Origin of the sequence: Streptomyces sp. C1-1, assembly GCF_050214755.1 — a bacterium.
In the GTDB taxonomy this organism is placed as follows: Bacteria; Actinomycetota; Actinomycetes; order Streptomycetales; family Streptomycetaceae; genus Streptomyces.
This window is the reverse complement of sequence record NZ_CP189826.1, coordinates 5,016,161-5,029,255: the sequence shown is the minus strand read 5'-3', so window position 1 is coordinate 5,029,255 and position 13,095 is coordinate 5,016,161. Positions and strand designations below refer to the sequence as shown.

General features: G+C 73.7%; 11 protein-coding genes. 7 read left to right on the top strand and 4 right to left on the bottom strand.

Annotation, left to right across the window (positions count from 1 at the left end; all coding sequences use genetic code 11):
• Nucleotides 1-188: 188 nt before the first annotated feature.
• The gene (locus ACQF4J_RS22960) at nucleotides 189-2,243 is read left to right on the top strand and encodes a PhoX family protein (RefSeq protein WP_427166732.1); all 2,055 of its coding nucleotides are present in this window, start codon (nucleotides 189-191) and stop codon (nucleotides 2,241-2,243) included.
• 16 nt (nucleotides 2,244-2,259) lie between these two features.
• On the opposite strand, the gene ACQF4J_RS22955 is transcribed toward ACQF4J_RS22960, so the two are convergent.
• Entirely contained in the window at nucleotides 2,260-3,219 is a 960-nt protein-coding gene (locus tag ACQF4J_RS22955) for a LysR family transcriptional regulator (RefSeq protein ID WP_351569277.1), read from the bottom strand.
• A gap of 183 nt (nucleotides 3,220-3,402) precedes the next feature.
• Between ACQF4J_RS22955 and snpA the strand changes: the two genes are divergently transcribed.
• Entirely contained in the window at nucleotides 3,403-4,059 is a 657-nt protein-coding gene (gene snpA, locus ACQF4J_RS22950; protein ID WP_351804119.1) for a snapalysin, read from the top strand.
• 95 nt (nucleotides 4,060-4,154) lie between these two features.
• Here the strand turns inward: snpA and ACQF4J_RS22945 are convergent, their stop codons facing one another.
• The gene (locus ACQF4J_RS22945; protein WP_427168605.1) at nucleotides 4,155-5,063 is read right to left on the bottom strand and encodes an endonuclease/exonuclease/phosphatase family protein; all 909 of its coding nucleotides are present in this window, start codon (nucleotides 5,061-5,063) and stop codon (nucleotides 4,155-4,157) included.
• 175 nt (nucleotides 5,064-5,238) lie between these two features.
• Entirely contained in the window at nucleotides 5,239-6,183 is a 945-nt protein-coding gene (locus tag ACQF4J_RS22940; RefSeq protein WP_351569272.1) for a hypothetical protein, read from the bottom strand.
• Nucleotides 6,184-6,361: 178 nt separating this feature from the next.
• Between ACQF4J_RS22940 and ACQF4J_RS22935 the strand changes: the two genes are divergently transcribed.
• The gene (locus ACQF4J_RS22935) at nucleotides 6,362-6,835 is read left to right on the top strand and encodes an SH3 domain-containing protein (protein WP_427166730.1); all 474 of its coding nucleotides are present in this window, start codon (nucleotides 6,362-6,364) and stop codon (nucleotides 6,833-6,835) included.
• Nucleotides 6,836-6,887: 52 nt separating this feature from the next.
• Here the strand turns inward: ACQF4J_RS22935 and ACQF4J_RS22930 are convergent, their stop codons facing one another.
• Nucleotides 6,888-7,355: a hypothetical protein gene (locus tag ACQF4J_RS22930; protein ID WP_351569266.1), complete on the bottom strand. Its 468-nt coding sequence runs from the start codon at nucleotides 7,353-7,355 to the stop codon at nucleotides 6,888-6,890.
• Nucleotides 7,356-7,528: 173 nt separating this feature from the next.
• Here ACQF4J_RS22930 and ACQF4J_RS22925 point away from each other — a divergent pair, with 173 nt between their 5' ends.
• The 4 genes from ACQF4J_RS22925 to ACQF4J_RS22910 all read left to right on the top strand — a co-directional run bounded on the left by ACQF4J_RS22925 (nucleotide 7,529) and on the right by ACQF4J_RS22910 (nucleotide 13,086).
• Entirely contained in the window at nucleotides 7,529-8,614 is a 1,086-nt protein-coding gene (locus ACQF4J_RS22925) for a hypothetical protein (protein ID WP_427166728.1), read from the top strand.
• 68 nt (nucleotides 8,615-8,682) lie between these two features.
• On the top strand, nucleotides 8,683-9,045 hold the full coding sequence (locus ACQF4J_RS22920) for a hypothetical protein (protein WP_351466316.1): 363 nt from the start codon (nucleotides 8,683-8,685) through the stop codon (nucleotides 9,043-9,045).
• A 4-nt stretch (nucleotides 9,046-9,049) separates the two neighbouring features.
• Nucleotides 9,050-11,719 (top strand): substrate-binding domain-containing protein, encoded by a 2,670-nt coding sequence (locus tag ACQF4J_RS22915; RefSeq protein ID WP_351804115.1) that lies wholly within the window; start codon nucleotides 9,050-9,052, stop codon nucleotides 11,717-11,719.
• Nucleotides 11,719-13,086 (top strand): extracellular solute-binding protein, encoded by a 1,368-nt coding sequence (locus ACQF4J_RS22910; RefSeq protein ID WP_351804113.1) that lies wholly within the window; start codon nucleotides 11,719-11,721, stop codon nucleotides 13,084-13,086. The genes ACQF4J_RS22915 and ACQF4J_RS22910 overlap by 1 nt, the downstream gene beginning before the upstream one ends.
• The last annotated feature ends 9 nt before the right edge of the window (nucleotides 13,087-13,095 follow it).

Here is a 13,095-nt window from a genome sequence, read left to right as displayed (position 1 = left end):
GGACGGACACGTAAGGTTAGCGGCCCCGGATGGCGATCTTCGGGAGGGGCAGTAGACGGGGCACCCGCCTTTGTCAACGGCCCCACGGTTCCCGGGGGTTCACTCTTCGTTCACCCGGTCGCAGCGTCCCCGCGCGGGTATACCCCTACCGTCACGATCACACCAAGGGATCGCAAGGGGAGAGCAAAGTGCGCAAGCTGCTGCCGATCATCTCGCATCCGGGCGGGCGGTCCGCCCTGACCTGCCGGTTCCGGTGCGGTGACGCCTGTTTTCACGAGGTGTCGAACACCAGTGCCAACCCCTACGTCGGCGATGTCATCGCCGACGCCATCGGCCGCCGCTCGCTGATGCGGGCCGCCGCCGTGGTGACCGTCGCGGCCGCGGCCGGTACGGCCGGTCTCGCGGGGGCCGAGCCGGCCGCCGCGAGCGCGCAGTCGTACGGGAAGCCGAAACCCGGCGGCGACGGCGCCCGCGGGCTGCGGTTCGGCGCCGTCGCCCCCAACACCGTCGACGCCGTCGTCGTCCCGGACGGCTACGCGCAGAACGTCGTCATCCGCTGGGGCGAGCCCATCCTGCGCGGCGCCCCCGCCTTCGACCCGGAGAACCAGACGGCGGCCGCGCAGGCCGGACAGTTCGGGTACAACAACGACTTCCTCGCCCTGCTGCCCCTTCCGGGCGAGCGTGGGCGGCAGCTGCTCGTCGCCAACCACGAGTACACGGACGAGATCCTGATGTTCCGCGGCTACGACGCCGACCGTCCGACCCGGGAGCAGGTCGAGGTCGCCTGGGCCGCGCACGGCCTGTCCGCCGTCGTGGTGGAAGGGGACCGCAGGACCGGGCGGCTGACCGCCGTGGCCCGGCATCACCTCAACCGGCGCGTCACCGCCACCACCGCGTTCCGGCTCACCGGGCCCGCCGCGGGCAGCCCGCTGGTCAGGACGTCCGCCGACCCGACCGGCACCAGGGTCCTCGGCACCCTCAACAACTGCTCCGGCGGGACCACCCCCTGGGGGACCACCCTGCACGGGGAGGAGAACTTCAACCAGTACTTCGCCAACGGATCGCGGGCCACGGACAAGCGGTACGGCGTCGGGACGGGGGCGACCGAGCGCAAGTGGGAGCGCTTCGACAAGCGGTTCGACCTCGCCCAGGAGCCCAACGAGGTGCATCGTTTCGGGTACGTCGTCGAGTTCGATCCGTACGATCCGACCTCCACGCCCCGCAAGCACACCGCGCTCGGCCGGTTCAAGCACGAGGCGGCGACCGTACGGCTCACCGCCGACGGGCGGCCCGTCGTGTACACCGGCGACGACGAGCGGTTCGACTACTTCTACAAGTTCGTCGGCAGCAAGCGCATGCGGCACGGGACGGGCCGGGCCGTGCGCGAGCACAACCTGTCGCTGCTCGACGAGGGCACGCTGTACGTCGCCCGGCTCACCGGTGACTCCCCCGCCGTCGAGATCGACGGCAGCGGGGAGCTGCCCGCCGACGGGGAGTTCGACGGCAGCGGCCAGTGGATCCCGCTCGCCACGGCCACCGCGGACGGCGCCGTCTCGCACGTCGAGGGAATGTCTGCCGACGAGGTTTTCGTCTTCACCCGGCTCGCGGGGGACAAGGTCGGCGCCACCAAGATGGACCGGCCGGAGGACATCCAGCCCTCCCCGCACACCGGCAAGGTGTACGTCGCCCTCACCAACAACTCCAACCGCGGTGTCGGCGCGAACCCCAAGGCCGACGAGGCCAACCCGCGCAACACCAACAAGCACGGCCATGTACTGGAGCTGACCGAGCGTCACAACAGGCCCGAGAGCGAGCGGTTCGCCTGGTCGCTCTTCCTCGTCGCCGGTGATCCCGACGACCCGGCCACCTACTTCGCCGGGTTCCCCAAGGACGCCGTCAGTCCGATCTCCTGCCCGGACAACGTCGCCTTCGACCCGCACGGCAACCTCTGGATCTCCACCGACGGCAACCAACTCGGCTCGCACGACGGGCTGTTCGGTGTGGCCACGCGCGGCGAGCGCCGGGGAGAGCTGAAGCAGTTCCTCACCGTGCCGACCGGTGCGGAGACCTGCGGTCCGGTGATCCAGGAGCGGCGCGTGCTCGTCGCCGTACAGCACCCCGGCGAGGTCGACGGGGCGTCCGTGGAGAACCCCGCGAGCACCTGGCCCGACGGGCCCGGCAGGATCACCCGGCCGGCCGTGGTCGCCGTATGGCGTCGGGACGGCCGCGACATCGGCGTCTGAGGCGGCCGAAAGTCGTCTACGGGAGGGCGGGAACCGGGGTGCGGGGGTGCGGTGCGCCCCCCGCACCCTCCAGTTCCAGCCAGTCCCGGTACGCCGGCGCCTGCCTCGCCGCCTCCCGGTACGCCTCCTCCAGCGCGGGCAGCGCGCCGTCGAGGTCCGTCTCCGTGCGGGCCGCGAGGAGCAGCCGTACACCGAGGGGGTCGCCGTGCAGACGGCGTACCGTCATGTCCGGGCGGGAGAGCGCGGTCGGCTGGCAGACGGTGACCACCTCGCCGGTCGCCACCAGGGCGGCCGCCGTGTGGTAGTCGCCGTGCAGGACGTGCGGGCTGATGCCGACCGCGCGGAACATGCGCTGCACGGCCTCCCACTCGCCGTCCACCGTGGGATCGATCATCCAGCGGTCGTGGGCCAGTTCGCGGACGTGGACGACCGGGCGGGCGGCGGCCGGGTGGTCGACGGGCAGGAGGACGAACTGCGGTTCGCGGTCCATCAGGACGCGTACGCGCAGGCCTTCGGGGACGCGCAGCGGACTGCCCTCGACCTCGTGCACGAAGGCGACGTCGAGCTGGCCGTCGTCGACCATGCGCAGCAGGGCGTTCGGGGAGACGTTCATGTGCAGGGTGGGTTCCTGGCCGCGGGCGCGCAGCCGGCGCAGCCAGCCCGCCAGGGCCTTGCTGGCGGTGGAGCCGACACGGAACTCCTGGCCGCCGGTCGCCGCCGCCCTCGCCTCGGTGACCAGCGAACGCATCTCCGCCACCAGCGGGCGGGCGCGGCTGAGCACCAGGCTGCCCAGCGGGGTGGGCCGGCAGCCGGTGCGGGCGCGGACGAACAGGGTGCCGCCCAGCTCCTGCTCGATGCGGCGCAGCTGGGTGCTCAACGACGGCTGGGCGACGCCCAGTTGGCGCGCGGCGCGGTGCAGACTGCCGGTGTCGGCTATGGCGCACAGCGCGCGGAGGTGTCTCACCTCAAGCTCCATGCCCTCGGAGCGTAAAGCGGAATCAAAGGTTTCACCAGACGCACAAATCCCGCCGTGCACAGGCGAATCGGGCCCGGGCCGGGCCGGTGATACGGCCGTGCTATCGACGGTTGCCATCATCACAGCCGCCCCACAGGCGCCGACACTCACATCGACGACTCACCCCCCACCAAGGAGTCCTCGATGCATCCGTCATTCTCCCGTACGGCGGCCGCGGCCGCTCTCGGCCTCGCCGTCCTCGGTCTCGGTACGGCGGCTCCGGCCACCGCCGCGCCGGCCCCCGCCCCGTACTCCGGTTACACCGGTTCTCCCGCCGAGGCGAAGGCAAACCGGGCCTTCTTCGACGCCGTCCTGAAGTCGGTCGCCGAGAAGCGCGCGGCCCACCCGGACAGCGCCGCCGCCGTCACTGTCGTCTACGACGCCTCCCGCGCGCCGACGTTCAGCGCGCAGATATCGCGCAGCGCCCAGATCTGGAACAGCGCCGTGTCGAACGTGAAGCTCCAGTCGGGCTCGTCCTCGAACGCCGACTTCAGCTACCGCGAGGGCAACGACTCCCGTGGCTCGTACGCCTCCACCGACGGGCACGGCAGCGGTTACGTCTTCCTCGACTACGCGCAGAACCGGCAGTACGACTCCACGCGCGTGACCGCCCACGAGACGGGCCATGTCCTGGGGCTGCCGGACCACTACTCGGGCCCGTGCAGTGAACTGATGTCGGGCGGCGGGCCGGGGCCGTCGTGCACCAACTCCCAGCCGGACGCCAACGAGCGGGCCCGTGTGAACCAGTTGTGGTCGAACGGCCTCGCCGCCGCCCTCGACAAGGCCCTGAGCAAGAGCTGACCGCCGTCGAGACCTGACTCCACCCCCCACACGGTGCGGGCCGCCTTCCCTGTACGAGGCGGCCCGCACCCGTCTGTGCCGGCCCGGGTGCCGCCTCATCCGCGCCGGTGCAGGGCGATGTCCACCAGCAGCGCGCGATGGTCGGTACCGGCGAGGTCCAGGAAGCGGGCGCTGTTCGCGGAGAAGTCCTCCGACACGAGGACGTGGTCGATCTGGGCGCCGAAGGCGGGGGCGGTGCGCGACGGCCAGCTGGGTGTGCGGTCCTGGTCGGCGAGGCGGGCCGTGTCGCGCAGACCGGTGTCGAGGATGCGGCGGAAGGCGGCGTGGTCCTGGGAGGCGTTGAAGTCGCCGGCCAGGATCATCGGCGTACCGGAGCGGGCGGCGGCGGCCGTTCGCAGCCGGCCGAGCTCGCGGCGCCACACCCCGACCTGGCCGGGCAGCGGGGGCATGGGGTGCGCGAGCTGGAGCCGTACGTCGTGCCCGCGCACGTCGGCCACGGCGCCGGGCATGCCCATCTCGCCGCTCACCCCGGTCGTGCCGGTGAGGGACAGGCGGCTCATGACCACCGACCCCTTGGAGCCGCCGGCGACGACGGCCTGCCGGTACGGGTACCCGGCGGCGAACTCCCGCCGCAGCGTGGCCTGGCAGGTGTACTCGCACTCCTCCACGAACACGATGTCCGGCTTGTGCCGCCGGATCGCCGGGACCAGGGAGGCCGTGCCCCGCCCGAACTCGACGTTCGACGTCAGCACCCTCAGCTCGGCCAGGGGGGTGCCGCCGGGTTCGTCGACCCTGCCGTACGGCTCGATGAACCAGGCCAGGAACGCCAGGACGAGCAGCGCCCACACCATGCCCGGCCGCCAGCGGGCGAGCAGGGCGAGGAGGAGGGCGAGCGCGGTGGGGACGAGCAGCCAGGGCAGAAAGGCGAGGAGTTGGGGGACGGGGGTGAGGGCGTCGATGTCGGCGGCGCGGCAGGCCACGACGGCGCTGGTGCCTGCCAGCAGTGCACCGGCTGTCCAGGCACCGAGCCTCCTGGCGGGGCTCCGGCGTGGGTGCGGGCCTCGCTGGGGGCTGCCGCCCCCAGGCCCCCGATTCGGCCCTGGACGGGCCTCGTCCTCAAACGCCGGACGGGCTGGGTGGGTCACGCATCCCGAGCCTACGCTTTCCCGCTCATCCCCGTCACGGACGGGCGATCGGCTGCGGGTCGGCCGGGGACGCGATGGTCACGGTCAGGTCGGGGAGTGGTGAGACGGCCGTCGGCGTACCGGGTCTGCGAGGGCGCGGGGGCAGGTGGCGGCTGAGGCGGGCGGCGAGGGCCACCGCCAGGCCGAGGGTGACCAGGAGCCAGGAGGCCTCGCGCAGCGTCGTGGTGAGGGCGTCGTAGACCGCGCCCGCGGCCGGGCGGTGAGCCGTCTCGGGGAGGTCGGCGAGGGTGAGACGGCGGCCCACGGTGACGGCGAGGGCCAGGCACGCGCCGCCGAGCGCGGTGCCGAGGCCGGTCGCGGTCAGCGCGCGGCGGCGGCACGCGGCGACCGCGAGACCGGCGACGGCGAAGACCACGGCCGCCAAGGGGAGCCAGAAACCGGCGACTTCCAGCACATGGAACCCTTTCCGGAGCCGGTCCAGGTCCTGGGCCGGGAGGACGTCGACCGCCGTGTGCTCGACCGGGATGCGGGCGGCGAGCGGCACGTGCTGGTCGGTGAGGCGGCGCTTGACCTGTGCGGTGACCGGCGCGAGGTCGACCCGTACCGCCTGCTCGCGGTCGTCGTGCAGGGCGTGCAGGACGGCGTCGTGCAGGGCACGGTTGGCGGCGTCCCAGGCCGCGCGGAAGGTCTCGGTGCGGGTGAACGAGCGGACCGCGTCGTGCACGTAGGGGCCGACGGCCGAGCGCATCGGACGGACCTCGGGGCGATCCCCGACCTGGTCCATCACCTGGGCGCCCACGGTGTCCGCGACCGCGCCCTGCACCGCGGGGTCCCCGGCGAGCGGCGCCATCGTGCTGACGTAGCGCCCCGTGTCGGCGAGGTCGTACGCCGCCCAGGCCGCCAGCGCGCCGCACGGCGCGAGGAGACAGGCGAGGGCGATGAGAGCGGCCGACAGGGCGCTCCTGAGGCGTATGGACACCCTCTCAGGCAAGGCCCTGCGGGCCGTGCGCGCGAGCGGTGCGCCTGCATACGGGTGCTTTCGCGCGGCCGAACGGGCGCTGTGCGGGGGAAAGCAGGCCGGAACTGGGGGTTCTGCTCTCCGGTGGAGGGTTCACCCGAACGGGTGTCTCATGGGGCTGGGGAGAAGGAGGCCGATCATGCTCACCACTCCGGCCCTGAGGACCCTCACCGCTGCCCTGTTCGCCGGTGGCACCCTCGTCGCAGCGGCGGCGGGCACGTCAGCGGCGGCGCAGCCCTCCCACTCCGGAGGCAGCGGCGGTCCGATCTGGGGCACCGTCGTATCCCGCACCGCACTGAACGTCCGGGCAAGACCCACCGTCGACTCGACTGTCGTCGACCGGCTCTCGCCGGGCAGCCAGGACCGAGTCCAGTGCATGGTCCGCGGGCAGAGCGTCGACCGCAATCCGTACTGGTACTGGCTCGTCGGCGCCCAGGGCTGGGCCAACGCCGAGTTCGTCGACACCGGCGGCCGCTGGGTGCCGACCTGCGCGGACCCCTGTCCGCGGTGGCGGGACGGCAGCTGGACCAACGCCGACTGGAACGACCCGAGCTGGAGCGGCACCTGGGCGGTGACCACCAGCGTCACCATCACCGTGACCACCGAAAGGTGAGGGAGCGGGTGGGCCCCGGCCGTCACGGCCGGGGCCCACCCGTGCCCGCACGTCAGCGGATGCGGTGCCCCTCGGCGTCCTCGCGCGTGTAGTAGCGGTAGAAGAACACCAGGAAGACGGCCGCCGTCACCCCGACGCCCAGCGCCACCGACCGCAGAATCGAATCCCCGGTCTGGCTGTACAGGAAGCCGACGGCCGCGCCGGCGAAGGCCGACTTCACCAGTGAGTGCAACTCCCGCTTCAGCAGCGGTGCGAAGGTCGCGACGGCGATGCACAGCACGATGAACACGACCGCGGTCACGAGGCCGAACAGGATGTTCCAGCCGGTGATCTCGCCGCCGTGGCGGCGGTTGGCGGCCGCCCAGAACCCGTAGACGAGTCCGAGGACCACCGGAATCCCGTACCGGCCCACGGTATGGACACGCTCGTCGAACAGGTCGGGTGTGCGGGTGGGCCGGTCGGCCCGGTTGGCCCGGACCTTCCCCATCATTCCGCCCTGCCTGGGTGCCGCATGAGCCATGAGAGCACTCCTCTCTCTCCTCGCCCCTGACTTCCAGAGCACACCTGGGCGAGGGCCCTGGCAAGTCGGCGGGAGGGGAGGAAGCGGTCGTTTGCGGTCCTGCCGTGTCTGGTTCGCAGTCGCAGCGGTTACGGTGCTGACGTACGTGATCGACGGGGGATGGGGAGGGAACGATGCCCGGAACCGCGCTGCTGCTCGCCGCCGCCCCGGCGGGCAAGGGGTGCCTGGTGGACGCGGCGTCCGTGCTTCCCGTCCTCGCGGCCGTCCCGCCCGCCGTACTGTCCGGCACCGACACCGCGAACGTCGTCGAACTCGCCGACCCCCTGGAACCGCAGGCCGTGCTGACACGGCTGCGCGCCGCCGCGAGCGCACCCGGGCCGCTCACCGTCTTCGTCACCGGCCAGCTCCAGCTCGACCGCCGCCAGCGGCTGCCGCACCTGGCGCTGGCCCGCACCACTCCCTCCACCGTCCGCTACACCGGCCTTCCCTGGCACTGGCTCAAGGAGGAGCTGAGGCTGCGACCGGCCGGATCGACCACGCTCTTCGCCGACCTGCACGCCGACGCCGAGACCTGGGAGTGGCTGGCGGCGAACCGTCTCGACTCCGGCCACAACAACGCGGTCTACGGCCGCATCGCACCGCCCGCGGCCCGGCGGGCGGTGGCGGTGCCGACGTACATGAAGGCCGTGGCGACCATCCTGCGCAGCGGGTGGCGGCCGCCGGTGGAGCAGTTGCACCAGCAGGCCCTCGCGCGGATCTCCGAGGAGGGCCCGGGCATCGTGCTGACGGCCGCGCGGCAACCGGTCGTCGGCGTCCCGCAGGTCCCCGCCGCCCGGCCCGACCCGCACGCCGCCATCACCGCCGCCGTCCAGGCCGGCCGGCACCCCGACGCCGACTCCCTCGCCGCCGGCCACGAGCGCGCCGCCGTCCAGGCCCACGGAGCCGGCTCCGAACAGGCCCTGCACTGGGCGGAGGTGCGCGCGGATCTGGCCATGCTGGCCGGGGATCCGGTGCGCAGCTGCCGGGCCTGGATGCTGGTGGCGCTGGCCCGGCTGTCGGCCGGGCAGGCCGTGGACGCGCCGGCGGTCGAGGCGGCCGTCGACCGGGCGCACCACCAGTGGGGGCAGATCCGCGACATCGAGGAGGCGCGGCGGACCGGGCCCGCGCTGGCCGACCTGCGGGCCCGGGTGCCGGGGCGACGGCAGGGCGCGCTGGACCATGTCCAGCGGCAGCTGCGGCAGTTGCAGACGCAGAGCTGACAACTCCACCGCGACGTAAGGTGACGGCCCCTCGCCCCTGAGCGACCGTGATGCCATGATGGTGAGTTATGGCTGAGGGGGATGGAGTGGCCGACCAGGAGATACGCGTACGCCTGGACCGTACCGCCGGTGACCGGGACGTCGTGGCGCTGCGGCAGTGGCTGGAGCGGGAGGAGCCGCTCGCCGAGCGGCTGCGGCGCGGCGAGTTGCAGATAGAACTGCGCGACCGCAGGAACGAGGACCCCGGCACGCCGATGGGCTTCGGCACGGAGGTCGTGGTCGTGCTGATCGGCGGGGCCGCCTCCGCCGCCTTCAAGGAGCTGATGGTGGCGGTGCGGCTCGCGGTCGTGGCCTGGCAGGAGAACCGGCGCAGCGTCGAGGCCGGCGATCCGCCCGAGGCCCAGGTCGGCGGTGCGGCCGACGACAGGTAGTGCCGTGAACCGCTTCGACCCGCGTGGCAGGGCCAACCGGGCACTGCTGGTCGGCGTGAGCGAGTACGACCACGTCCACCCGCCGCACGGGGTGCCCGGACCCCTGCCCGCCGTGGCGCACAACCTGACCCGGCTTCAGGAGGCCTTGCTGGGCGGGCAGGTGTTCGGCGCGGAGCAGGTCACCGCGCTGTCCTCGCCCGACGTGGGCACCTTCCACAACGCGCTGCGCAGGGCCGCGAACGGCGCCGAGGGCCTGCTGCTGGTGTACTTCGCCGGGCACGCGGCGGTGCCCAGTGCCGCGGAACCGCTGTTCCTGCAGCTGCGCGGAGCGGAGATCTACCGCGGCGAGGCGTCGGTCTTCCCCGGCGCCGAGACCTTCGACACGGTCCTGGGCATGCTGGCCGCGAGCCGGGCCGAGCGGATCGTGGTGATCCTCGACTGCTGCTACGCGGGCAACGCCTCCCATGTCTGGGAGCAGTGGGAGCCCCTGGAGGACCGCCAGCGCGTGCTGCTGCTGATGAGCGTGCAGCCCAACCACCGCATCGACGCGGGCGACGACACCACCCCGACCCCGTTCACCGCCGAACTCGTGCACCTCCTCGGCCGGGACGGCGAGGCCGGCTTCGGCCGGCTCGCCGCGGACGTGCGCGCCCGGATGAAGGCCCTGGACCTGCGGACCCTGCGCGACCGACCGTGGCGGCCGTTCAGCAGGATGGAGGCCGAGGCGGACGTACTGCTGTCCGCGCGGGGTGTCCCCCGGGAGCCGCCCGGCACCCGGCCGACGCTGCCGATCACGATCCGGCCCGGCGCCCCGACGTCGTCCACCGACACGCCCGGGCCCTCCGCCGACCAGTCCCGGCTCCCGCCCGCCCGCCGTCCGACCCTCCCCCACCGCGTCCGCGACGCCCTCACCGTCCCGCTCGCCGTCCTCCGCTCATGGGCCGGGCGCGGCGTCGAGGCGTTCAGGAGACTGTCCCGCCCCGCCCGTGCCGGCGTCGTCCTCGCCCTGGCCCTCGCCGTCCTGGGCGCCGGCTCCATCGGCGTCGCCGCCCTGCTCCGCGGCTCCGCCTCCTGCGCCCCGCCGCTCGAACTGCGGGTCCTGACCGACCCCGACCTGGAGCCGACGGTCACCGCGGCGGCCGACGCCTACCTCACCTCGGCCGCGAACACCGACGGCCACGGCTGCCGGCGCAGCGGGATCACCGTGTACGGCGCGGGCGCGGCCGACGCCGTCACCGCGCTCCGGCGGCAGACCGAGGACTGGCGGGAGCCGAACGACGAGGACCTCAACCCGCAGCGGGACGTCGGACCGCAGCCGGACGTGTGGATCCCCGCCACCCCCGCGGACGTCGACCGCGTCAAGGAGAGCCAGGACCCCGGAGCCGTCGCCCACCTGGTGGCGGCCGGCAGGCCGCTCGCCTACTCGCCGGTCGTGCTCGCCGTCCCGGACACCGTCACCGGCGCCGGGCCGCGCACCGGGCGGCCGCTGTCGGCGATGCTGGCCGCCCTGACCGCGCGGACCGCCGACTTCCGGGTGCGCCGGCCCGATCCCGAGTACGCCGACGCCGCGCTGCTGGCCACGACGGGCCTGTACGGCACCGGCACCGCGAAGGCGACCGACCCCGGCCGCGCCGAGCGGCTGGTCGCCCAGGCGGGGCCGCCCTCCCGGACCGCCGCCGAGCTGCTGTGCGCGCTGCCCGAGGACCCGGCGTCGGACGCCTCGACCGCCGCGCTGGTACCGGAGTTCCTGCTGAGGACCGGTGTCGGCTGCGACCGTACGACCCGCGAGCGGCGCACCGCGCGGTACCCGGACGACGTGCCCGGCGTCGAGCCGACCTTCGTGCGGGTGCGCTGGGACCACGGCGACCGGGACGGAGCCGCCCGCGACGCCGCCGCGGAGGCCTTCCGCACCTGGCTGGCCGGCGCCGGCGGGCGGGCGGTGTTCGCGCGCGACGGGTTCCGGGACGTCGGCCACCGGGCCCTGCTGGACGACAAGGACGCCGCCGACGGGGTGCTGCCCGCCCCGTCCCCGCTCGCCGAGGGCGCCGCGAGCGGTGCGATGGACAGCGCGCTGAAGCGGTACCGGGGCGCCAACGGGCCCGGCCGGGTGCTCTACCTGCTCGACAACTCCGGTTCCATGGGCGGCCTCTGGGACGGGCCCAGCGGCGGGCCCGGACTGCTGAGGCAGTCGCTCGGCGGCCTTGCGTCCCGCGACGAGTTCGGGATATGGACGGTGTCGGGACTGGGCGAGCGGCCGTACGCGACGCTCCTGCGCTTCGACCACCACACGCGCAAGGACGCCGAACGGGCCGTCGACGGCGCGCGGTTCCGGGACGCCGAGGCCGACCCGCACGCCGCCCTGGTCGCCGCGCTCGACGAGATGCACCGCCGCGGCACCGACGACAACCGTCCCGAGCTGATCGTGTACGTCACCGACGACGAGGACGACGGCCGGCTGGCCGGCGGCGCCCTCGACGACGTGCTGAACAAGGCCCGCGCCGGCAAGGGGCGGGTGCCGGTGACCATGGTGTCCCTGATCAGCGGCGGCTGCGACCGCGGCAGGCCGGACGCCCTGATCTCCGAGGCGAGCGGCGGCCGTTGCCTGGACGCCGACGACGACCTCGGCACGGGCCTGACCGACGAGGTCGCGCGCACCGGAACGGGGGAGGACTGATGGTTCTACGGCGCCTGGCGGCCGCGGCCGCGCTGCTGCTGCTCGCCGCCTGCACCGGCGGGACGGGACGCACCGACGCGTCCCCCTCGCAGGAGGTGCCCGGCGAGATCGTCATCGCCAGCGGCCGGGACGTCACCGGCAAGAACGGCATCCGCGAGCAGCTCATCGACGCCTGGAACCGGAAGCAGGACAAGGCGAACACCGGCTACCACGCCCGCCTGGTCGAACTCTCCGGCAGCGCCGACGAACAGCGCAGCCAGCTGCTCGGCGCCCTGCAGTCCGGCAGCGCTTCGTACGACGTGGTGAACCTGGACGTCACCTGGGTGCCGGAGTTCGCCGCGGCCCGTCTGGTGCGGCCGCTGCCCGGCTCGCTGATCCCGGACGACGTCATCGAGTCCGTCGCCAGCACGGCCCGCTGGGACGGCAAGGTGTACGCGGTGCCGTTCAACAGCGACGTCGGGCTGCTGTTCTACCGGCGCGACTGGCTGCGGGAGGCGGGCGTCCAGGAGACCGACCTGAGTGCGAAGGACCCGTCCTGGACGGACATCGACGCGCTGATCGGCGACGTGGACGACCTCGGCCCCAAGGGCTACCAGAAGGGCTGGACCACGCAGTTGGCCGGCTACGAGGGCCGTACCGTCAACGCGATCGAGGCGTTCACGACGGAGGTGCCCGGGCTGACGCTCACCGACGCCGAGGGCCACTACGACGCCGATGTCGACGAGCTGGCGCAGGGCATCGCGGAGCTGCGCCGGCGCACCGCCACGCCGTACCTTCTGCCCGGCGCCGTGCGCTCCGACGAGCCCGCCTCGATGAGCGACTTCGCGGACGGCCGCACCGCGTTCCTGCGCTTCTGGCCCTACGGCTACCGCAGCCTCTTCCAGACCTTCACCGAGAAACAGCTGGGCGTGGCCCCGCTGCCGGGCGCCGCGGTGCTGGGCGGGCAGAACCTCGCGGTGACCGCCTCGTCCCCGCGGGCGCACAAGGCGGCCGAGCTGATCTCCTACCTGACCAGCGCCGAGAGCGAGCGCTGCCTGCTCGACGCGGGGTTCGCGGCCACCCGTACCTCCGCCTACCGGGACCGGGGCCTGCGCTGCACCACGGGCACCGCGGCGCCGTCCGCCTCGCCCACGGGCGAGCGCACCGACCGGATGCCCCGCGACGCGGACGGCCGCCCGAAATACGCCCGCAAGATCCTGCTGCCGGCCCTGCAGAAGGCCGTCCAGCGCCCCCGCACGCCCCTCTACGGCGCCTTCACCCAGACCTTCATCGCCCAGCTCGGCGCCCTCTTCGGCGACCGACCCCCGACCGACGAGAAACTGGCGAGCACCCTCGACCACGCCCTGCGCAAGGCCCTGCCGAACTAGGGCCCTGGG

Bases quoted from the DNA above. Each gene is read 5' to 3' on its own strand.
- ACQF4J_RS22925 (WP_427166728.1), top strand. From the start codon at position 7,529: ATGCCCGGAACCGCGCTGCTGCTCGCCGCCGCCCCGGCGGGCAAGGGG.
- ACQF4J_RS22910 (WP_351804113.1), top strand. From the start codon at position 11,719: ATGGTTCTACGGCGCCTGGCGGCCGCGGCCGCGCTGCTGCTGCTCGCC.
- ACQF4J_RS22955 (WP_351569277.1), bottom strand. From the start codon at position 3,219: ATGGAGCTTGAGGTGAGACACCTCCGCGCGCTGTGCGCCATAGCCGAC.
- ACQF4J_RS22935 (WP_427166730.1), top strand. From the start codon at position 6,362: ATGCTCACCACTCCGGCCCTGAGGACCCTCACCGCTGCCCTGTTCGCC.
- ACQF4J_RS22930 (WP_351569266.1), bottom strand. From the start codon at position 7,355: ATGGCTCATGCGGCACCCAGGCAGGGCGGAATGATGGGGAAGGTCCGG.
- ACQF4J_RS22920 (WP_351466316.1), top strand. From the start codon at position 8,683: ATGGCTGAGGGGGATGGAGTGGCCGACCAGGAGATACGCGTACGCCTG.
- snpA (WP_351804119.1), top strand. From the start codon at position 3,403: ATGCATCCGTCATTCTCCCGTACGGCGGCCGCGGCCGCTCTCGGCCTC.